Origin of the sequence: Aurantimonas aggregata (genome assembly GCF_010500835.1) — a bacterium.
Lineage (GTDB): Bacteria > Pseudomonadota > Alphaproteobacteria > Rhizobiales > Rhizobiaceae > Aurantimonas > Aurantimonas aggregata.
The window spans coordinates 76,592-96,534 of record NZ_JAAAMJ010000012.1 but is presented as its reverse complement, the minus strand read 5'-3'; the positions used below and the strand labels follow the sequence as shown (position 1 = coordinate 96,534).

At 65.3% G+C, this 19,943-nt stretch carries 19 protein-coding genes and 4 tRNA genes; 17 read left to right on the top strand and 6 right to left on the bottom strand.

The genetic code is table 11. The features are described from left to right. The first annotated feature begins 73 nt into the window (after positions 1-73). Positions 74-1,213 carry a DUF2336 domain-containing protein gene (locus GTW51_RS15315; protein WP_163044897.1) on the top strand — a complete coding sequence of 380 codons (1,140 nt, stop codon included), beginning with the start codon at positions 74-76 and terminating at the stop codon, positions 1,211-1,213. 10 nt (positions 1,214-1,223) lie between these two features. Here GTW51_RS15315 and GTW51_RS15310 read toward each other — a convergent pair whose 3' ends face one another. After that, complete coding sequence (locus tag GTW51_RS15310) at positions 1,224-1,997, bottom strand: NAD kinase (RefSeq protein ID WP_163044896.1); 774 nt, start codon at positions 1,995-1,997, stop codon at positions 1,224-1,226. 196 nt (positions 1,998-2,193) lie between these two features. Between GTW51_RS15310 and GTW51_RS15305 the strand changes: the two genes are divergently transcribed. Then, positions 2,194-2,268, top strand: a tRNA-Thr gene (locus GTW51_RS15305). 172 nt (positions 2,269-2,440) lie between these two features. Here GTW51_RS15305 and GTW51_RS15300 read toward each other — a convergent pair. Next, on the bottom strand, positions 2,441-3,310 hold the full coding sequence (locus GTW51_RS15300; protein ID WP_163044895.1) for a DMT family transporter: 870 nt from the start codon (positions 3,308-3,310) through the stop codon (positions 2,441-2,443). 9 nt (positions 3,311-3,319) lie between these two features. Continuing rightward, positions 3,320-4,165, bottom strand: coding sequence for a TrmH family RNA methyltransferase (locus GTW51_RS15295; RefSeq protein WP_163044894.1), 846 nt, complete (start codon positions 4,163-4,165; stop codon positions 3,320-3,322). A 161-nt stretch (positions 4,166-4,326) separates the two neighbouring features. On the opposite strand from GTW51_RS15295, the gene GTW51_RS15290 reads away from it, so the two are divergent. From GTW51_RS15290 to GTW51_RS15260, 7 genes are all read left to right on the top strand, one after another. After that, a tRNA-Tyr gene (locus tag GTW51_RS15290) sits at positions 4,327-4,411 on the top strand. A 22-nt stretch (positions 4,412-4,433) separates the two neighbouring features. After that, positions 4,434-4,507 (top strand) — tRNA-Gly (locus GTW51_RS15285). A gap of 161 nt (positions 4,508-4,668) precedes the next feature. After that, positions 4,669-5,844 carry an elongation factor Tu gene (gene tuf / locus GTW51_RS15280; protein ID WP_163044875.1) on the top strand — a complete coding sequence of 392 codons (1,176 nt, stop codon included), beginning with the start codon at positions 4,669-4,671 and terminating at the stop codon, positions 5,842-5,844. 214 nt (positions 5,845-6,058) lie between these two features. After that, positions 6,059-7,009, top strand: a complete 951-nt coding sequence (locus GTW51_RS15275) for an ELM1/GtrOC1 family putative glycosyltransferase (protein ID WP_163044893.1) — start codon at positions 6,059-6,061, stop codon at positions 7,007-7,009. After that, positions 7,006-7,677, top strand: coding sequence for a hypothetical protein (locus GTW51_RS15270; RefSeq protein WP_163044892.1), 672 nt, complete (start codon positions 7,006-7,008; stop codon positions 7,675-7,677). Before GTW51_RS15275 ends, GTW51_RS15270 begins: the two co-directional genes overlap by 4 nt. Before the next feature lie 134 nt (positions 7,678-7,811). Continuing rightward, a complete protein-coding gene (locus GTW51_RS15265) occupies positions 7,812-8,504 on the top strand; it encodes a glycosyltransferase (RefSeq protein WP_163044891.1) in 693 nt (230 codons plus the stop codon). 18 nt (positions 8,505-8,522) lie between these two features. Further along, positions 8,523-9,386: a 3-deoxy-manno-octulosonate cytidylyltransferase gene (locus GTW51_RS15260; RefSeq protein WP_246233170.1), complete on the top strand. Its 864-nt coding sequence runs from the start codon at positions 8,523-8,525 to the stop codon at positions 9,384-9,386. 18 nt (positions 9,387-9,404) lie between these two features. On the opposite strand, the gene GTW51_RS15255 is transcribed toward GTW51_RS15260, so the two are convergent. Genes GTW51_RS15255 through GTW51_RS15245 form a run of 3 tightly spaced genes read right to left on the bottom strand, consistent with a single transcriptional unit; the run spans position 9,405 to position 11,555 of the window. Further along, on the bottom strand, positions 9,405-10,118 hold the full coding sequence (locus tag GTW51_RS15255) for a hypothetical protein (protein ID WP_163044890.1): 714 nt from the start codon (positions 10,116-10,118) through the stop codon (positions 9,405-9,407). 55 nt (positions 10,119-10,173) lie between these two features. Then, the gene (kdsB, locus tag GTW51_RS15250; RefSeq protein ID WP_163044889.1) at positions 10,174-10,911 is read right to left on the bottom strand and encodes a 3-deoxy-manno-octulosonate cytidylyltransferase; all 738 of its coding nucleotides are present in this window, start codon (positions 10,909-10,911) and stop codon (positions 10,174-10,176) included. A gap of 11 nt (positions 10,912-10,922) precedes the next feature. Further along, the gene (locus GTW51_RS15245) at positions 10,923-11,555 is read right to left on the bottom strand and encodes an HAD family hydrolase (RefSeq protein ID WP_163044888.1); all 633 of its coding nucleotides are present in this window, start codon (positions 11,553-11,555) and stop codon (positions 10,923-10,925) included. 270 nt (positions 11,556-11,825) lie between these two features. On the opposite strand from GTW51_RS15245, the gene GTW51_RS15240 reads away from it, so the two are divergent. The 8 genes from GTW51_RS15240 to rpoB all read left to right on the top strand — a co-directional run bounded on the left by GTW51_RS15240 (position 11,826) and on the right by rpoB (position 19,828). Beyond that, positions 11,826-11,901: transfer RNA gene (locus tag GTW51_RS15240), tRNA-Trp, on the top strand. Positions 11,902-12,040: 139 nt separating this feature from the next. Further along, a complete protein-coding gene (gene secE, locus GTW51_RS15235; protein WP_163044887.1) occupies positions 12,041-12,238 on the top strand; it encodes a preprotein translocase subunit SecE in 198 nt (65 codons plus the stop codon). A 31-nt stretch (positions 12,239-12,269) separates the two neighbouring features. Then, complete coding sequence (gene nusG / locus GTW51_RS15230; protein ID WP_163044886.1) at positions 12,270-12,800, top strand: transcription termination/antitermination protein NusG; 531 nt, start codon at positions 12,270-12,272, stop codon at positions 12,798-12,800. A 137-nt stretch (positions 12,801-12,937) separates the two neighbouring features. Further along, the gene (rplK, locus tag GTW51_RS15225; RefSeq protein ID WP_163044885.1) at positions 12,938-13,366 is read left to right on the top strand and encodes a 50S ribosomal protein L11; all 429 of its coding nucleotides are present in this window, start codon (positions 12,938-12,940) and stop codon (positions 13,364-13,366) included. Positions 13,367-13,370: 4 nt separating this feature from the next. After that, positions 13,371-14,072 (top strand): 50S ribosomal protein L1, encoded by a 702-nt coding sequence (gene rplA / locus GTW51_RS15220; RefSeq protein ID WP_163044884.1) that lies wholly within the window; start codon positions 13,371-13,373, stop codon positions 14,070-14,072. A 364-nt stretch (positions 14,073-14,436) separates the two neighbouring features. After that, positions 14,437-14,955 (top strand): 50S ribosomal protein L10, encoded by a 519-nt coding sequence (gene rplJ, locus GTW51_RS15215; protein ID WP_163044883.1) that lies wholly within the window; start codon positions 14,437-14,439, stop codon positions 14,953-14,955. A 51-nt stretch (positions 14,956-15,006) separates the two neighbouring features. Then, the gene (rplL, locus tag GTW51_RS15210) at positions 15,007-15,381 is read left to right on the top strand and encodes a 50S ribosomal protein L7/L12 (protein WP_163044882.1); all 375 of its coding nucleotides are present in this window, start codon (positions 15,007-15,009) and stop codon (positions 15,379-15,381) included. 304 nt (positions 15,382-15,685) lie between these two features. Then, the gene (rpoB, locus tag GTW51_RS15205; RefSeq protein WP_163044881.1) at positions 15,686-19,828 is read left to right on the top strand and encodes a DNA-directed RNA polymerase subunit beta; all 4,143 of its coding nucleotides are present in this window, start codon (positions 15,686-15,688) and stop codon (positions 19,826-19,828) included. Positions 19,829-19,943 lie beyond the last annotated feature (115 nt).

Here is a 19,943-nt window from a genome sequence, read left to right as displayed (position 1 = left end):
GAACGAAACCTAAACCTTTGCTGGCGACAATCGGACAAGAGTTCGGTTTCGTCGCAGAGGGGTAGTGCGTCTCATGATCGTCCAGCGGTTCGTTCATTGGCGCGAGACGGCCACCAGCGCCGGACGCGCGGAAGCGGCCCGGGCCGTCGCGCAGGCTTTCGTCGATGGACGGTTTTGCCCCGCCGAGCGGGCCGAGGCCGAGGCGACTTTGACCCTGATGCTGGACGACCCGTCGCCCAAGGTCCGCCAGGCGCTGGCCGAAGGCCTTGCGGCAGCCAGGGGCGTTCCCGCCGTCATCCTGCGGGCCCTCTGCGAGGACAGCGACCCTATCGCCTGTCCCGTGGTCCAGTCCTCGCCGTCGCTCGACGACGAGGACCTCATCACCCTTGTGGCGAGCGGGTCTGATGCGGTGCGGCGCGCCGTCGTCGCGCGGCCTGTCCTGTCGGTTCGCGTTTCGGCGGCGATCGCCGAGATCGGCGACGCGCCCCTCTGCGTCGCGCTGCTCGACAATGACGGCGCGGCCGTTGCCGGGGTGAGCTACCAGCGGCTGGCCGAACGCCATGGCCAGGACGCCGATTTGCGCGGCGCGCTCCTGGCCCGCCAGGATCTGCCGTCGACGGTTCGCCAGACGTTGATTCTCGCGGCAGGGCAGGCGCTCGCAGCGTTGCCGCTATTGCGCTCGCTGGTCGGGCCTGGGCGTGCCGAGAATGTCACGCTTGCCGCCTGCGAGAAGGCGACGGCGAAACTGGCCGGGATCGCGCCCGCCGGGGAGATCCCGGCTCTCGTGGAGCATCTGCGGGCCAGCGGGCAACTGACGGCCGCCTTCCTGCTGCGTTCGGTCTCGACCGGGCACATCGACCTTCTGGGCGCGGCGCTGGCGCGTCTGTCGCAGACGCCGGAGCGGCGGGTCACGGCGATTCTCGCCGGCGGGCGCCAGAGGGCGGTCACCGCCCTCGTCGTCCAGTGCGGACTGCCTGCGTCGATGGGGCAGCTCTTCTGGATTGCGGTCACGACCTGGCGGGAGGTCGCTGCAGGCAAGCGGCCGGTGCGGCCGGAAGAGGTACCGCAGATGATCATGCAGCGCGTCGCGGCCAACGAGGAGTCCGAACGATCGCCGGCCAATCCCGACGATGCTACGCGATTCCTGCACCGGCTGGCGGCAGAAGCTGCGCACGACGCAGCCCGCGAACGGGCCCGTCGCCTGGCGGCCTGACGGCACTCGGTCAGTAGCGGAACTGTTCGGCCAGGATCCGCTCGTCCCAGGAATGCTCGACATCGAACAGGATCAGCCCGGTATCGGTCGCCGATTCGCGGATCGTGATCTTGCGAACCGACTTGACCTCCGTCGCGTCCGCAACCGCATTGACCGGACGCTTGTCCGGCTCCAGCACGACGATCTCGACCGTCTGGTGATTGGGCAGGAGGGCGCCGCGCCAGCGGCGGGGGCGGAACGGGCTGACCGGCGTCAATGCCAGCAGCGGCGCTTCCACCGGGATGATCGGTCCTTGCGCGGAGAGATTATAGGCGGTCGAGCCGATCGGGGTCGCCACCATGACGCCGTCGCAGACCAGCTCCTCGAGCCGGACGATGCCGTCGATGGCGATCTGCAGCCTCGCTGCCTGGTAGGACTGGCGGAACAGCGCCACCTCGTTGATCGCCAGCGCGTCGTGGGTGTTTCCCTCTGCGTCGATGGCAGTCATCGTCAGCGGATGGATGACGTTCTGGGTCGCCGCGGCGAGTCGCTCGCGCAGACCGTCCTCCCGATACTCGTTCATCAGGAAGCCGATCGTCCCCTTGTTCATGCCGTAGATCGGCACGCCGGTTCCCATGAAACGATGCAGCGTGTTGAGCATGTGGCCATCGCCGCCCAGCGCAACGATCACGCCGGCGTTCTCCGGCTTGTCGTTGCCGTAGAGGACACTCAACCGCCGCGCCGCTTCCTGGGCCGCCGGCGTGCTGCTGGCGAGAAAACTGATCGACTGGAGTTCACGTGACATGACGCCGCCTGGCCCTTGTGTCGACGCGGGCCAGGGCCGCGTCTTGGAACGGCTCAGCTAGCGCGGAAAAGGGTGAAGGCCAAGCGGCCCGCAGGATAGGCCCCGCGAAAGCCCCCGCCATCGAACACGGATCAGCCCGATAGCCGCGAAAAAGGCCGCTGCATCGCGCGCACTTTCGTGCTAATGCGCCCCTCGCGCCGGATTAGCTCAGCGGTAGAGCAGCGGTTTTGTAAACCGAAGGTCGGGGGTTCAATCCCCTCATCCGGCACCAGCCATTTCCTGCCCGATCGCAGGGCTTTCCCGTTTCCCTCGGCGACACCACGCGACAGGGGATGCAACATGGCCGACCGATACGATCCCCAGAACGCCGTCGTGATGGTTGATCGCGCAGCCAAGACTGCCAGAACCAGCCACCTCGGCGTCCCGGCCCTGCGAGATGCAGCTCACTTTCCCTTCGTCAGCAGCGCAAGGCCGCCTAGCACCACGAACAGCCCTGCTACGTGATGGGTCGTGAGCTGCTCGCCGAGCACGATTGCCGAGCCCACCACGCCGAACACCGGGACGAGGAAGGCGTAAAGGGAGGCGAAGGCGGCTCCGGCGCGTGCGACGAGGACGTAATAGCCAAGATAGGCAACCCCCATCCCGAGCGAGCCCTCGGCGACGAGCGGCCATACCGCCGATCCCAATTCCACGGAGAAAGGCTGCTCGAGGATCAGGGCGGCGAGGGAGAGCGCGACGGCGCCGAAGATGATGGTCCAGGCGGCGAGGACGTGCGGGTTGAGATCGCGGGTCTGGTGCGCGGCGAGGAGGCCGTTCAAGGCGAAGACCAGGCCGCCGGCCATCATGATCAGCATGCCGTCCAGATCAGCCGGATCGTCGGTAAGTGCCGCCCAGCCGCCCACGAAGATCACGAGGCCGGACAGCGCGACGACGATCCCGAGCATTCGCACCGTGGAAAAGGCACTTTGGCGCGTCACGAAGGTCGTCAGCAGGATCGTGGCAATCGGAACCGTTGTGCCAAGGACGGCGGCGAGATCCGCCGGCACGGTATGTTCCGCGGCGACCACCGCGAGATTGGGCAAGGCTATGGCGCTTACCGCCATCACCGCCGGCACCCACGGCCGCTTTTTGAGGTCTGGAAGCAATGCGTGCCCGAAGCCGAACCGCACGCTGCCCGCAATGACGATCGCGCCGACAATGGTCATCACCGCCGTGGCGGTGATCGGGGGAACGTGGCGCGCGGCTCCGATGAAGAGGTATCCGGCGGCCCAGGCGACGGAGATGGCGAAGAGCAGTCCAAACTTGAGAAGCATGGCGCAACGTCAGCCGAGATGCCGCCTTGCCGCGTACAGCGCGATGGCCGCGGCGTTGGAGACGTTCAGCGACTTGATCGTGCCCGGCATGTCGAGCCGCGCCAGGCGATCGACCGTCGTGCGCGTCTTCTGCCGCAATCCCTTGCCCTCGGCGCCCAGCACGATGGCGATGCGCTCGCCGGCGAGGGCCGTCTCGTAGGGCTCGTCGCCCTCCGAATCGAGGCCGATCGTCTGGAAGCCCTGCGCCGAGAGTTCGCTTAGCGCCTCGGCGAGGTTGACCACTTCCAGATGCGGCACGTGCTCAAGCGCGCCGGAGGCGGCCTTCGCCAGAACGCCGCTTTCCTGCGGCGAGTGGCGCGCCGTGGTGACCAGCGCGTCGGCCGAAAAGGCCGCCGCCGAGCGGAAGACCGCGCCGACATTGTGCGGATCGGTGACCTGGTCGAGGACGAGCACCAGCGTTGCGCCGGAAAGCCCGGCGAGCCGGCCGGGAATCAGCGGATCGGCTTCCAGCATCACGCCCTGGTGCACCGCCTCGCTGCCGAGCTCGGTGTCGAGCAGCTTCGGCTCGACGATTTCGACCGGGCAGGAAATCGTCTCCGGATCGATCTCGAGGCGGGCAAGGGCGTTCCGCGTCACCAAAAGGCGGTGCAGCTTGCGCTTCGGATTGGCGAGCGCCGCAGCGACGCTGTGCAGCCCGTAGAGGCGGATCCGCCCGGCCGGGGAGGGCTTGCCGGGCCGGGCCTGGCGCGGCGCCACGGCCGGCGGCAGCCCACCATCGGCGCGCTTGCGGTCGCGGTGGGCACGGCGGAGTTTGGCGTAATGGGTATCTTTGGGGCGTGCGGTGTCGTCGCTCATCCCTGCTGCTTACCGGAGGCAGGGTTCCGGCGAAAGGGCAGACCATGCGGCGTTGACAGATCGGTTCGGGACTTTCATAAGGCCGCTCGGATGCGCGTCGGGTTGCTGGTCGACTCGATGTGTCCGGCAGAGATCGTGTTCAGACCGGTCGAAGCGGTGCCGGAGGGGTGTCCGAGTGGTTAAAGGAGACGGACTGTAAATCCGTTCGCTTAGCGTACGCTGGTTCGAATCCAGCCCCCTCCACCATCGCCGTTCAGACAGTGCAGGCGCGGGTATAGCTCAATGGTAGAGCAGCAGCCTTCCAAGCTGAATATGCGGGTTCGATTCCCGCTACCCGCTCCAAGCCACCAGACCTCCTGAAGCCTTCGTTTCATGTCATCGGAACCGTCGACCGTCTTCGCGGCGGATGCCGCAACAGCGTCGTGCGGTGCAGCACGCTTGTCTTTGGCGGCGGCAATCGCTATGTCGCGCCGGAACTTCAGACCTCCGCACTGGGAGCAGGCATGGCCAAGAGTAAATTTGAGCGCAACAAGCCGCATGTGAACATCGGGACGATTGGTCACGTTGATCACGGCAAGACGTCCTTGACGGCAGCGATCACGAAGTATTTCGGCGAATACCGTGCGTATGACCAGATCGACGCGGCGCCGGAAGAGAAGGCGCGCGGCATCACGATCTCGACCGCGCATGTCGAGTACGAGACGGAAGCGCGGCACTACGCCCATGTCGACTGCCCGGGCCATGCCGACTACGTGAAGAACATGATCACCGGCGCTGCGCAGATGGACGGCGCGATCCTGGTGGTCTCGGCGGCCGACGGCCCGATGCCGCAGACCCGCGAGCACATCCTGCTCGCCCGTCAGGTCGGCGTTCCGGCGATCGTGGTGTTCCTCAACAAGGTCGACCAGGTCGATGACGAGGAGCTCCTGGAGCTGGTCGAGCTCGAGGTTCGCGAGCTCCTGTCGAGCTACGAGTATCCGGGCGACGACATCCCGATCGTCAAGGGCTCGGCGCTCGCCGCGCTGGAAGATTCCAACAAGACGATCGGCGAGGACGCGGTGCGTGCGCTGATGGCCGAGGTCGATGCGTACATTCCGACGCCTGAGCGTCCGATCAACCTGCCGTTCCTGATGCCGATCGAGGACGTGTTCTCGATCTCGGGTCGCGGCACGGTGGTGACCGGTCGTGTCGAGCGCGGCATCGTCAAGGTCGGCGAGGAAGTCGAGATCGTCGGCATCCGCGACACCAAGAAGACGACGGTGACCGGCGTCGAGATGTTCCGCAAGCTGCTCGACCAGGGCCAGGCGGGCGACAACATCGGCGCACTGATCCGCGGTGTGGATCGCGAGGGCGTCGAGCGCGGCCAGGTGCTGTGCAAGCCGGGTTCGGTGAAGCCGCACACCAAGTTCAAGGCCGAGGCGTACATCCTGACGAAGGAAGAGGGCGGTCGTCATACGCCGTTCTTCACCAACTACCGTCCGCAGTTCTACTTCCGCACGACGGACGTGACCGGCGTGTGCACGCTTCCCGAGGGCACCGAGATGGTGATGCCGGGCGACAACGTGACGATGGACGTGGTGCTGATCGTGCCGATCGCGATGGAAGAGCGCCTGCGCTTCGCCATCCGCGAAGGCGGCCGCACCGTCGGCGCCGGCATCGTCGCCTCGATCATCGAGTAGCGACTGACGGCATTCGTCGTCTGACTGGTAGACGGGCCCCGTGCGGGCCCGTTTGCATTTGAAGCGCTGATTTTAGACCTCCCGTCCCCCCGGATATTGGTCGGGGCGAGGGCGCGCAGCGCCTTCGGCTAAACCTCGAGCCGGCGCTCGCCCCCGGCTGGCGCCGGCGGCGGTATTTGCGCTAGACACCGGCAGAATTTTGCGGGGGAAGCGCGTGCGAGTCTGGACCGTCAGCGAGGAGAAGGCCGGCACCCTGACCCAGTGCCTCGGCGTTGCCGGCCATCTTACGGCCGAGCCTGTCGTCCATACGATCGGGCGACTGGCAAAATGGCGGCGCGGCCTCCTGTCCCCCTACCGGCGCGTCCGGGAGGCGGAACCCGACATCGTCATCTCCTGCGGCTGGTTCGCCGAACGCCACGTCGCGCGGATCAGGGAGCGCTTCGGCGGGCGTCCACTCGCGGTTCATCTGCAGCCGCCGGCCCCGCCATCGGCCGGGGTCTACGACCTCGCTTTCGTCTCCCGTCACGACTGGAAAAGCGAGCAGCTGGAGGGCACCGAGTATCGTGGCATGATCGGCGTGCCGCATCGCATCACCCGGCAATGGCTGGAGGAGCGGCGGCCTGCTGCCCGCGCGCAATGGCTGCCGGCTGGCGACGAAAGCCCGGTGGTCGCCATGCTCCTCGGCGGGCCGAACGGGGCCTATAACTACGACCCCCCGACGATCCAGCGCCTTGTCGACACGGCCCGGCAACTGGCGGCGGAGGGCCGCGTGGTACTCGTATCGACCTCGCGGCGCAGCCGCCCGGCGCTCCTGGAGGCGTTGCTCCGGATCGACGACCCACGCGTCCATGTCTGGGACCGGACGGGTGACAACCCCTATCGCGACTATCTCGCCGCCGCGGACGGATTTCTCATCGGCAAGGACACGGTGACGATGCATTGCGAGGCGTTGACGTCGGGGCGCCCCGTCTACAGCCTCGACCTCGCGCCGACCGACGGCGAGCGGCTCGATAAGTTCGAGTGGTTTCATCATGACCTGCAGGCGACGCTGGGGCTGACCCGACCATTCGAGGGGCAACTCGACCCGTATGACTACAGCTTCCCCGACCAGGCCGAAGCGATCGCCGATGCCATCCGGGCCTATCAAGCGGCGCGGCGTCGATGACGCATTTCCCACTGACACCGAGGCTGGTGCAGCTCCGCGAGACGCACCGCGCCGCGATGGACCGTCTCGGGCTGCTGCAGCGCCCGTGGGTCATCCTGGGCGGCGCACCGGAGCCGACGATGCCGGCCGCCCTGCTGGCCAGCCACGCGCGGGTGGACGTGAACAATGCCGGTCTGGCGGCGAAGCAGCGCGGCTGGGGCCCTGCCGATCTCACCGTGCGCCGCCCGGTGGAGTCGTGGACGGTCTTCCCCGACCTCGAGACGAAGGCGTTGCTCTGGTACAATGCCCGGCCAAGATGGCGGCAGCGCTGGAAGCTGATGCGCCAGCGCCAGGCGAAGATCGGCGCGCTGGTCTCCCTCGATCCCGACGATCGGGAGGCCATCAACCAGGGGCTGATCGGGCCGGAGATTCTGGCCATCGGCGAACTGGGCAAGCCGTCCACAGGCATCGCGGCGCTTTGCTACGGCCTATTCCTGGGCGTCCCCGAAATCGTCCTTTCCGGTTTTTCTTTTACCCGCGCGGGTCATTCCTACGACACGCTCGCCCGACCAAGGCTGCAGGTCGCCGAGGATCGCCTCGCTCTGGAGCGTCTGCGGAGCGATCGCGGGGTGGCGACGAGCGAGCCGGAACTGGCTGAAGATCTCGGCCTTCGGCTCTGGCGGCCGTGAAGCCATCCGCACCTGGATCCTTGCGAACGCGCTTGCGCCGGCCGCTGGTCGGGGGCGAGCCGGCCGCTCGGAATTGGCTATTCCGCGTCGGGGGTGTATGAGGCCCCGGTTTTATCAAACCACGAGGTCGTCACGTGAAGCACCCGCCAGTCCAGGTCTTCGTAGGGTTCGACTCCAAGGAAGTGATCGCCTACCACGTCCTTTGCCAGAGCATCCTCGAGCGGTCGTCGGTGCCGGTCCTGTTTTCTCCGTTGTATCTGCCGAATCTCGAGCAGGTCTTCACCCGCGAGCGCAACGCCCTGCAGTCCACCGAATTCTCCTTCTCGCGATTCCTCGTGCCTGCCCTGAGCAATTTCGAGGGCTGGAGCCTGTTCATGGATTGCGACATGCTGATGCGTGCCGACATCGCCGAGCTCTGGGCGCTGCGGGACGAGAATTACGCGGTGCAGGTCGTCAAGCATGACTACACGCCGAAGGTCGAGACCAAGTTCCTCGGCCAGGCGCAGACCAAATACGAGAAGAAGAACTGGTCGAGCGTCATGCTCTTCAACAATGCCCGATGCCGCGCGCTGACCACCGACTACGTGAATTCGGCCACCGGGCTCGAGCTGCATCAGTTCAAGTGGCTCGAAGGCGACGAGAATATCGGCGAGATTCCGGCGACCTGGAACTGGCTGGTCAACGAGTACGACTTCAACGCCGACGCCCGTAACGTCCACTTCACCGATGGCGGCCCGTATTTCGACGAATACAAGAATGACGACTATGCCGACGAGTGGTTCGCCGCGCGTGATCGCACGTTGTTCGTGCAGCAGCGTGGCGGCTGACAGGCGGGGCGGGGGCATTTGAACACGACGGGGTACCAGCCGGCGAGCCTGCCAGAAACGCGCGAGGGCTGGGCGGATTATTTCGGCGGTTTCGAGAGGGTCGTGCTCGTCGCCAACAGCGACGCGGTCGATATCGCTTCGCTCGCGTCGCGCTACGGCGAGGGCACGCTCTTCGTCTTCTTCAACAAGGTGTTCAAGGTTCTCGACGCGCCCTTCCAGAGGCCGTCTCTGCTGGTCGCCCGCAGCAGTGCGGCGGGGGCGAACATCGTCTATCGGCGGGAAGTCGACGACGTGCTGCGGCTCCTGCGCGGCGAGCATTTCCAGGGAATATTGAACCTCAGCGCCGGCGACCGGGAGGTCTTCAGCCCCGCCAAAGACTTCGGCGGCGCCAGGGTCGGCTATCTCGATCTCACGCCAGTCTTCGCCGGCTTCTATCCGCAGACGCATGTCCCGACGAGCGGGTTTGCGCTGGCCTACTGGCTGGCGGAAGCCTGTCCGCACTTGCCGATCGTCTTGGCCGGCTTCACCGCGCGCCGGTCGCAGGCTTGGAAGCTGTTCCACGACCATGAATGGACCTTCGAGCAGATCGTCAACCGGCTGCTGGTGCGCAACGGCCGGCTGACGATGGACGGCGGCAGCAGTGGCGGGCAATGGGACCGCATCGCGGAGCGCGTGCCCGGCATCACCCCGACGGACGTGGCATTGGTTTCGGCCGAGGTGCTCTCGGAGCGGCTAGAGGGCACCAACATCGTGGTCGACCGGCTGCTGTCCCTGACCCGGCTGCAGGGCCGTTTCAGCGGGTTCCTGCGCTCGCTGAAGCCCAAGACGCGCAAACAGAAGCTGGCGGAGAAATCGGCGGCTGAGTCGGCCGGCAAGTCCTGAGCGGGGCACGCCGTTCGCTCAGCCGGCGGCGACGCTTGCCAAGAGTGGGATGCCGGTTGCCCGGCTGAGGCCTGGTTCGGTCGTCGTGACCTGCGGATAGCGCTCGGCGACGACCGCGAGCGCTGCGCGATCCTCCGCGAGATGGCGTCTCGTGCGCGCGGAGCGGTCATAGGCATAGCCGTCGCTGTCGAGCGAGATGCCGGCCACGATGATCTGCGGAATGCCGACGGCGATCGCGTAGGCGATCAGCGCGACGCCGTTGGACGGCCGGATCTCGTCGCCGCTGCCGCCGAAGAGCGTTCCCAGCGTGCCGATGATGAAGGCATCGCGCTCCCGATCGGTGAGGGCGCATTCCTTCGCCCGCAGAAACGGGAGGTCGCGGCGGATGCGGGTCAGCGGGCTGTGGCGCTTGCACAGGCGCAGGACGGCTCTGAGTTCGAGCCCGGCTATGTCCTCCGGTTTCGTCTTGGTCAGAAGAAAGGTCAGATCGCCCGGCGGCAGACCGTGCTGGCGCGCGGCATGGCCGGCATATTTGACGTGGATGTGGGCAGTCCTTGCCGGAAACGGCTCCGGGACGTGGGGATCCGGCGCGGAACCGAGGATGAACCAGGGGCGGCTCGTGAGCCCACGGCCTTCCAGCCATGCCGTGTGCCTGGCCGACAGGGCGGCAAAATCCTTCGCGATAGCCTGCTCTTCGGCACCATCGAATGGTCGCCGTGCGATCTCGGTCATGGCGCTGCTCCTGCTCACGCTTCGCGTGTCGGCACCGGGTCCAGCGCGACGGACCTCAATGGCCGGCCATCAGCGCGCGGACGCGGTCGAGATCGGCGGGCGTGTCGACCGGAATGCCTTCGTCGTTCGGCACCTGCACCATCTGGACCCCGTAGCCATGCTCGACGAAGCGCAGCATCTCGACGCCCTCGGCCTGTTCCAGCGGTCCAGGCTTCAGCGCAGCGAAACGCTCAAGCCCTTCGCGCCGGAAGGCATAGAGCCCAAGCTGGCGCAGATGGCGGACGGCGCCGCCTTTCGGATAGGGGATCGGCAGGCGCGAATAGGCCATGGCGAGGCCCGAGACCGTCATCACCACCTTGACGACATTGGTGTCGATTGCGTCGGAGGGCGACGATATCTCGTTGTAGCCGTTGGATGCCTGGACATTCCGATCGTCGCAGGTGGCGATGCCTCTGGCGACGCGCGCAATCGCCTCCGGCTCGATCATCGGCTCGTCGCCCTGCACGTTGACGATGATATCGGCGTCGAGGCGTACCGCGCATTCGGCGACCCGGTCCGTACCGGAAACGTGATCGGAGCGAGTCATCAGCACCGGCAGGTCGAGTACTTCGCACACCTTTCGGATGCGGTCGTCATCGGTGGCGATCGTCGCCGCGTCGATGCCCTCGGCGGCGATCGTCTGCTGATAGACGTGCCAGAGCATCGGCTTGCCGTTGATGTCCGCGATCGGCTTGCCAGGAAAACGCGATGCGCCGAAACGGCAGGGAATGACGGCGACGATACGCGGGGCCATGATGCGGGTCCTCAGCTGAGCAGGAAAGTCTGGAGATCGGCCGGCGCGGCGGCCGCGAAGAGGCAGCCTGCCGGTCGTGCACCGTAACCCCAGTCGACATGAACGTAATCTATGCGTGCCCGCCGGGCGGCCTCCGCGTCGGAATCCATGTCGCCGATGAACACCGAGTCCGACGGGTCGACGTTGCAGTAAGCCATGGCAGACAGCAGATGGTCGGGTGCCGGCTTGCCGCGAAGCCCGTCCCGCGGCGTCATCACGACGGCGAAGCCGACCGACAGGCGGTCGAGGACGAGTTCGGTGCGTGCCGCGTCCTTCGATGTCACGATGCCGAGCTGGCGTCCGCTGTCGGCCAGCGTCGCCAGTACGGCCTCCATGCCCTCGAAGAGAGGCGTCGCGTGCAGCGACTGGCTGGAAGCCCGGCGAAACACCCGTTCGATGGCGCCGGCGGAATGAGCCAGCCCGAGTCGCGCCATGATGTCGGGGAAGGGCCGCCCGATCTCGGCGAAATAAACCTCGAAGGGCAGGGCGATCCCGCACTCTTCCTGAACGCTGTGCCAGGCGATCTCCATGTTGCGACGCGAATCCAGGATCACGCCGTCGAGATCGAACAGGATCAGGGACTTTGGCCGTGTCACCATGGTCATGTCTATGGCCGGCTCCGGTATGTTCTGGCTGCCGGCTGTTCTTGGTGCCAGCCTGCCCTCTGCCGCGGCGGATGTAGCGACCTGTCGGGAGGGTGTCCATGGCTAAGCGGGCGAGCGGGACTGGGCCGCTCACGGCTTCGTGGGCGTCTGGTGGCGCGGGTACGTCCTGTCAGGCCGTGTCATCCGGCGTTTGGCCGGGGCCGGGTTCGGGCGCTCCGTCCAAAATCGCTGTTGCAGTTCGGCACGCGAGGCGATATGCGGACCGCACGAAGGGGTATAGCTCAGTTGGTAGAGCGGCGGTCTCCAAAACCGCAGGTCGTAGGTTCGAGCCCTACTGCCCCTGCCAGCGCCCTCCGGTCTCGATCATTCGAAATAGACGCGACCGGGCTTGTGAATCACGTCAAGGGCGTTTAAATGGATTTTCACAGACACGTGGCGCGTGGGGCTGGTTAGCGGCCTTCACGCGCTTTAGCTATGAGCGGTGCATGGCCAAGACCAATCCCTTCACCTTTATCCAGCAGGTGCGCACCGAGACCGCCAAGGTCACGTGGCCGACCCGCAGGGAGACGATGATCTCGACGATCATGGTGTTCGTGATGGTCACCTTTGCCGCGGCGTTCTTCTTTATCGCCGACCAGGCCCTTGGCTATCTGGTCGGGCTGATCATGAACGTCAGCGTCTGACGCCAGACACCGCAGGAGTAATCGCAGCATCATGACAGCCCGCTGGTACATCGTCCACGCCTACTCGAATTTCGAGAAGAAGGTCGCGGAATCGATCGAGGAGCAGGCCCGGCAGAAGGGGCTCTCCGACAAGTTCGAGAAGATCCTCGTCCCGACCGAGAAGGTCGTCGAGGTTCGTCGCGGGCGCAAGGTCGACGCCGAGCGCAAGTTCTTTCCGGGCTACGTGCTGGTGAAGGCAGAGCTGACCGACGCCGTGTTCTCGATGATCAAGAACACGCCGCGGGTCACCGGGTTCCTCGGGCCGGACAATCGTCCGGTGGCGATTTCCGACAAGGAAGCCGAGCAGATCCTGATGCAGGTCCAGGACGGCGTCGAGCGTCCGAAGCCGACGATATCTTTCGACATCGGCGAGAATGTCCGTGTCTCGGACGGTCCGTTCGCATCGTTCAACGGTGTCGTTCAGGAAGTCGACCAGGAGCGCACGCGGCTCAAGGTCGAGGTGTCGATCTTCGGCCGGGCAACGCCCGTCGATCTCGAATTCGGTCAGGTCGAAAAGGTCTGATCGCCGGGCTTCGGCCCGATCCCAGTGCGGGAGGCATCGAGGCTTAGCCGGCCGACAATGCCGCACCGCGCGAACTGCAAGAAGCTGCCGGCCCTGTCGATACGGGCGTCCGGCACCAGAAACGAAAGCAGGAACCAATGGCTAAAAAGATCCAGGGCCAGCTGAAGCTGCAGGTCCCGGCCGGTTCGGCAACGCCGTCCCCGCCGATCGGACCCGCGCTCGGTCAGCGCGGCGTCAACATCATGGAATTCTGCAAGGCGTTCAACGCCCAGACGCAGGACCAGGAGAAGGGCCAGCCGATCCCAGTCATCATCACCTACTACCAGGACAAGTCCTTCACGTTCGTGATGAAGACCCCGCCGGTGAGCTACTTCCTCAAGAAGGCCGCCAACCTGCCGAAGGGGTCGCAGACCCCGGGCAAGGCCGTCGCCGGATCGGTCACCCGTGACCAGGTTCGCGAGATCGCGGAAAAGAAGCTGCAGGACCTCAACGCGACCAATCTGGACGCGGCGATGGCGATGATCGAGGGCTCTGCCCGCTCCATGGGCCTCGAAGTGGTGGGTTGAGACGATGGCAAAAGCTGGAAAGCGCATTCAGAACGCCCGTGAGGGCCTCGACCGCCTCAAGCTCTACGGCCTCGACGAGGCCGTCGAGATGCTGAAGCAGCGGGCGACCGCGAAGTTCGACGAGACCGTCGAAGTTTCGATGAACCTCGGCGTCGACCCGCGCCATGCGGACCAGATGGTTCGCGGCGTCGTCAACCTGCCGAACGGCACGGGCCGGACGGTCCGCGTTGCGGTCTTCGCGCGTGGCGACAAGGCTGACGAAGCCCGCGCCGCCGGCGCCGATCTCGTCGGTGCGGAAGATCTCGTCGAGCAGGTCCAGAACGGCACGATCGATTTCGACCGCGCCATCGCGACGCCGGACATGATGGCCCTCGTCGGCCGTCTCGGTAAGGTGCTCGGCCCTCGCGGCCTGATGCCGAACCCACGCGTCGGCACGGTGACCCCGGACGTCGCGGCTGCCGTCAAAGCTTCGAAGGGCGGCGCCGTCGAGTTCCGCGTCGAGAAGGCTGGTATCGTGCATGCCGGCGTCGGCAAGGTGAGCTTCGATTCCAAGGCGATCACGGAGAACATCCGTGCGTTCGCTGACGCGGTGCAGCGGGCGAAGCCGTCCGGCGCCAAGGGCAATTACGTCCAGCGCGTCGCGATCACGTCGACGATGGGCCCGGGCGTCCGGATCGATCCTTCGTCTCTCGTGGCTTCGGCCTGAGACTTTTAATCGGTGAACGGCGCCCCTATATGCGGCGTTCACCTTCAAAAAGGTTCCGGGGTTCGCCCCGGTACGTGGGAGTCCTTCGGGGCTCCTTGAATGCCTGTCCGAGATTGCGGGGCGACTGGTCTAACGACCAGTCATAATCGTCAGATAGCCCTCATGAGACGGGGTGTTCCGAATTTACCGGTCCGTCCGGGACTTCGGTTCGAACCTCCGAATGCCTTGCGTCGCCTGTCGGTTCCATCGGAATCGCCCGGGCAGCCGAGGGGACAGGATCTCCGAGCGTCGCCCGGATGGTCCGGGTGGCAAAAGGCAACCGGCTACGACGCCCTCGGGCGTTGCAGTCAAATGGAGAGAGGCAGTGGACAGAGCGGAAAAACGCGAATTCGTCACGGCGCTTCAAGAGACTTTCAAGGTCTCCGGAACGGTCGTGGTGGCCCACTATGCCGGTCTTACCGTCGCGCATATGAACGACTATCGGTCGAAGATGCGTGATGCGGGAGGCACCGTCAAAGTCGCGAAGAACCGCCTCGCCAAGATCGCTCTTCAAGGCACGGACGCCGAAGGCATCTCGAACCTGTTCGAGGGCCAGACTCTGATCGCTTATTCGAGTGATCCGGTCGCGGCGGCCAAGGTCTCCAACGATTTCGCCAAGGGGAACGATCGACTCGTGATCCTCGGCGGGGCGATGGGCAAGACCACGCTCGATGCAGATGGTGTGAAGGCCTTGGCCACCATGCCGTCGCTGGACGAACTCAGGGCCAAGCTGGTCGGAATGATCAGCACACCGGCCACGCGCATTGCTGGAGTTCTCCAGGCGCCTGCGGGGCAACTCGCGCGCGTCTTCGGAGCGTACGCCAAGAAGGACGAGGCGGCGTGAGGATGGTTCCTCGCTGCTCAACTCAAAGTTCGAACCTGAAGGAAAATCAAAATGGCTGATCTTGCCAAGATCGTTGACGAACTCTCGACCCTGACCGTCCTCGAGGCGGCTGAGCTGTCGAAGATGCTGGAAGAGAAGTGGGGCGTTTCCGCCGCCGCTCCTGTCGCCGTTGCCGCCGCTGGTGGCGCGGCTCCGGCCGAGGCCGCCGAAGAGCAGACGGAATTCAACGTCATTCTCGTCGCCGCCGGCGCGCAGAAGATCAACGTCATCAAGGAAGTCCGCGCGATCACGGGTCTCGGCCTGAAGGAAGCCAAGGACCTCGTCGACAACGCCCCGAAGCCGGTCAAGGAAGCCGTCGACAAGGCAGAGTCGCAGAAGATCAAGGACCAGCTCGAGAAGGCTGGTGCGACGGTCGAAGTCAAGTAATCGCGGCCTAGCCGCGGTTGCCAACGAAAATCCGGTAGGCGGGGCGGCTTTTGTCGTCCCGCCTTCCGTGCTCGCCGCAGCGGCGAGCAGGATCGGTGGCCCCGGTCCGGCGTCTCGATGCCTGCCGCAAACAGGCATGCGCGTGTCCCGACGGCTCTTCGGAGCCTTTCGGAGACGCGGGGGTACGTCCCGGTAGTTCGTCAGTACCGCCCAGTCCGTCCCGGACTGAGACGGCTCCTCTCGGCGGAGAGGAATAAGAGTTGAAGCCCTTCGGTCAAGGGCGATGTCACGAGAAGGAGCGACGATGTCTCAGACGACGACGTTTAGCGGTCGCAGGCGCGTGCGCAAGTTCTTCGGGTCGATCCCCGAAGTTGCCCAGATGCCGAACCTCATCGAGGTCCAGAAGGCCTCATACGATCAGTTTCTGATGGTGGAGGAGCCCAAGGGCGGCCGCACCGACGAGGGTCTGCAGGCCGTGTTCCGGTCGGTCTTCCCGATTTCCGACTTCTCGGGCCAGGCGATGCTGGAATTCGTCAAGTACGAGTTCGAGGCGCCGAAGTTCGACGTCGACGAGTGCCGTCAGCGCGACCTGACCTACGCCGCGCCGCTCAAGGTGACGCTGCGCCTGATCGTCTTCGACATCGACGAGGACACCGGCTCCAAGTCCGTCAAGGACATCAAGGAGCAGGACGTCTACATGGGCGACATGCCGCTCATGACGACCAACGGCACGTTCATCGTCAACGGCACCGAGCGCGTGATCGTCTCGCAGATGCACCGCTCGCCGGGCGTCTTCTTCGACCACGACAAGGGCAAGAGCCATTCGTCGGGCAAGCTTTTGTTCGCGGCCCGCGTCATCCCATATCGCGGCTCGTGGCTCGACATCGAGTTCGACGCCAAGGATGTCGTGCATGCGCGCATCGACCGTCGCCGGAAGATCCCGGTGACGTCGCTCTTGATGGCGCTCGGCATGGACGGCGAGGAAATCCTCTCGACCTTCTACGACATCGTGAAGTTCGAGAAGGACAAGAATGGCTGGCGCGTGCCGTTCTCGGTCGAGCGTGTCCGTAACCAGGGTGCCGTCGTCGACCTGATCGACGCGGACTCCGGCGAGGTTCTCGTCGAGGCCGGCAAGAAGGTCACGGCGCGCCAGGCGCGGCAGATGCAGGAGAAGGGCGTCAAGGCGCTTCGGGCGACCGAGGAAGACCTCTACACCAACTACCTGGCCGAAGACATTGTCGACCCGGAGACGGGCGAGGTCTTCCTCGAGGCCGGCGACGAGATCGACGAGAAGACCCTCAAGGTCCTGGTCGACGCCGGTCACGACGAGATCGCCGTGCTCGACATCGACCACGTCAATGTCGGCGCCTACATCCGTTCGACGCTTGCGATCGACAAGAACGAGGGACGCCAGGACGCGCTCTTCGACATCTATCGCGTCATGCGTCCGGGCGAGCCGCCGACGATCGACACCGCCGAAGCGATGTTCAAGTCGCTGTTCTTCGATGCGGAGCGCTACGACCTGTCGGCCGTCGGCCGCGTCAAGATGAACATGCGTCTCGACGTCGACGCCGAGGACACCGTGCGCGTGCTGCGCAAGGAGGACATCCTCGCCGTCGTCAAGACCCTGGTGAACCTGCGCGACGGCAAGGGCGAGATCGACGACATCGACAATCTCGGCAATCGCCGCGTGCGCTCGGTCGGCGAGCTCATGGAGAACCAGTACCGCATCGGTCTGCTCCGCATGGAGCGAGCGATCAAGGAGCGCATGTCGTCGGTCGAGATCGACACGGTGATGCCGCAGGATCTGATCAACGCCAAGCCGGCGGCCGCCGCCGTGCGCGAGTTCTTCGGTTCCTCGCAGCTCTCGCAGTTCATGGATCAGACCAACCCGCTGTCGGAGATCACCCACAAGCGTCGCCTGTCGGCGCTCGGACCCGGTGGTCTGACGCGCGAGCGTGCGGGCTTCGAAGTCCGCGACGTGCATCCGACCCATTACGGCCGGATCTGCCCGATCGAGACGCCGGAAGGCCCGAACATCGGTCTTATCAACTCGTTGGCGACGTTTGCTCGGGTCAACAAGTATGGCTTCATCGAGAGCCCGTACCGCAAGGTCGTGGACGGCAAGGTGACCGACGAGGTCGTCTATCTGTCGGCCATGGAGGAGTCCAAGCACCACGTCGCGCAGGCGAACGCGGTGCTGACGAAGGACATGAACTTCGAGAACGAGTTCGTGGTCTGCCGGCATTCGGGCGACGTCTTCATGACGCCGCGCGACAATGTCGACCTCATGGACGTCTCGCCGAAGCAGCTCGTGTCGGTCGCGGCCGCGCTCATCCCGTTCCTCGAGAACGATGACGCGAACCGAGCGCTGATGGGCTCGAACATGCAGCGTCAGGCCGTGCCGCTGGTGCGCGCCGAGGCGCCGTTCGTCGGTACCGGCATGGAAGCGATCGTTGCCCGTGACTCGGGTGCGGCCATCGGCGCACGCCGGACCGGCGTCGTCGACCAGGTCGACGCGACGCGTATCGTCATCCGGGCGACCGAGGACCTTCAGGCAGGCCGCTCGGGCGTCGACATCTACCGGCTGATGAAGTTCCAGCGCTCGAACCAGAACACCTGCATCAACCAGCGTCCGCTGGTGGCGGTGGGTGATCGGGTCGACAAGGGCGACATCATCGCCGACGGCCCGTCGACGGATCTCGGCGATCTGGCGCTCGGCCGCAACGTGCTCGTCGCGTTCATGCCGTGGAACGGCTACAACTACGAGGATTCGATCCTCCTCTCCGAGCGCATCGTCGCCGACGACGTCTTCACCTCGATCCACATCGAGGAGTTCGAGGTCATGGCGCGCGATACCAAGCTTGGACCCGAGGAGATCACCCGCGACATTCCGAACGTCTCGGAAGAAGCGCTGAAGAACCTCGACGAGGCCGGCATCGTCTATATCGGTGCCGAGGTTCAGCCGGGCGACATCCTGGTCGGCAAGATCACGCCGAAGGGCGAAAGCCCGATGACGCCGGAAGAGAAGCTTCTGCGCGCCATCTTCGGCGAGAAGGCTTCCGACGTGCGCGACACGTCGAGCCGCATGCCCCCCGGTGCGTTCGGCACGGTCGTCGAGGTGCGCGTGTTCAATCGACATGGCGTCGAGAAGGACGAGCGCGCCATGGCGATCGAGCGGGAAGAGATCGAGCGTCTCGCCAAGGACCGTGACGACGAGCAGGCGATCCTCGACCGTAACGTCTACGGCCGCCTGATCGACATGCTCGACGGCAAGGCCGCGGTTGCCGGTCCGAAGGGCTTCAAGAAGGGCTCGAGCCTGTCGCCGGATGCGATGCGGGAATATCCGCGTTCGCAGTGGTGGATGTTCGCGGTCGAAGACGAGAAGCTGCAGGCCGAACTCGAGGACCTGCGCAACGTCTATGACGAAGCCAAGAAGACGCTCGAGCAGCGCTTCATGGACAAGGTCGAGAAGGTCCAGCGCGGTGACGAGCTGCCCCCGGGCGTCATGAAGCAGGTCAAGGTCTTCGTCGCTGTGAAGCGCAAGATCCAGCCGGGCGACAAGATGGCTGGCCGGCACGGCAACAAGGGCGTTGTCTCGCGGATCGTCGCGGTCGAGGACATGCCGTTCCTCGAAGACGGCACCCATGCCGACATCGTGCTCAATCCGTTGGGCGTGCCGTCGCGCATGAATGTCGGGCAGATCCTCGAGACGCATCTCGGTTGGGCCTGCGCGGGCATGGGTCGGAAGATCGGTGAACTCATCGAAGCCTACAATGCCAACGGCGACATCAAGCCGCTGCGGGCGACGATCGAGGACATCATTCCGGACAACGACCGCAACGAACCGGTCCGGACCTACGACGACAAGAGCGTGCTCCTGCTCGCGGACCAGATGAAGCACGGCGTCACCATCGCGACGCCGGTCTTCGACGGTGCCAACGAGGCGGACATCAACAAGCTGCTCGAGCAGGCCGGGCTTCACAGCAGCGGCCAGTCGACGGCCTATGATGGCCGTACCGGCGAGGCATTCGATCGTCAGGTGACGATGGGCTACATCTACATGCTGAAGCTGCATCACCTGGTGGACGACAAGATCCACGCCCGTTCGATCGGACCGTACTCGCTGGTCACCCAGCAGCCGCTCGGCGGCAAGGCGCAGTTCGGTGGACAGCGCTTCGGCGAGATGGAGGTGTGGGCACTCGAGGCATACGGTGCGGCCTACACGCTGCAGGAGATGCTGACGGTGAAGTCGGACGACGTCGCGGGCCGCACCAAGGTCTACGAGTCGATCGTGCGCGGCGACGATGCGTTCGAATCCGGCATTCCGGAGAGCTTCAACGTGCTCGTCAAGGAAATGCGCTCGCTGGGTCTCGACGTCGATCTCGCCAACACCGCGGTGGAGCTTCCGGCTCCTGTCGACGGCCTGCCGGACGCGGCCGAATGACGTTCAGCGAGGCGCGGCCTGACAGGGCCGCGCAACGGATCGGCGCCCGCCGGCGCCGGTCCTTCTACGAGGAAGATTTCAGCGGTCGGCCTTGCCACCGCGACTCGGGGCTCCG